The organism is Chitinophaga sp. GbtcB8 (genome assembly GCF_019091455.1).
Lineage (GTDB): Bacteria > Bacteroidota > Bacteroidia > Chitinophagales > Chitinophagaceae > Chitinophaga.
Genome location: NZ_JAGXJN010000413.1, coordinates 1 through 236, shown reverse-complemented (window position 1 = coordinate 236; position 236 = coordinate 1). Strand labels below are relative to the sequence as shown.

General features: G+C 50.8%; 1 protein-coding gene. It reads right to left on the bottom strand.

From position 1 onward, the window contains the following. Positions 1–236 (bottom strand): hypothetical protein (locus KVT36_RS32215; protein WP_217607512.1); only part of this gene is annotated, 236 nt, incomplete at both ends.

Sequence of the window (236 nt, the reverse complement as noted above, 5' to 3'; positions counted from 1 at the left end):
TGTTGTCCCCTTCATTAAAATGGCTGGCCCTGTGACAGCCGATCATGCGTATCATGTTAACTACAAAGCCGGGGTACATGCCATTCCAGTACCGTTGTATTTTTCCGCGCTGTGTACGCACATGCCCTGCGGAGAATGCATCTGTTAGAAAGTGCTGTGCAAGACCTGCCCGCGCCTGCCAGGTGCATCTTCTTACTACCAGCGGGTTAAGGCCTTCTGAAAAAGCATCTATCATG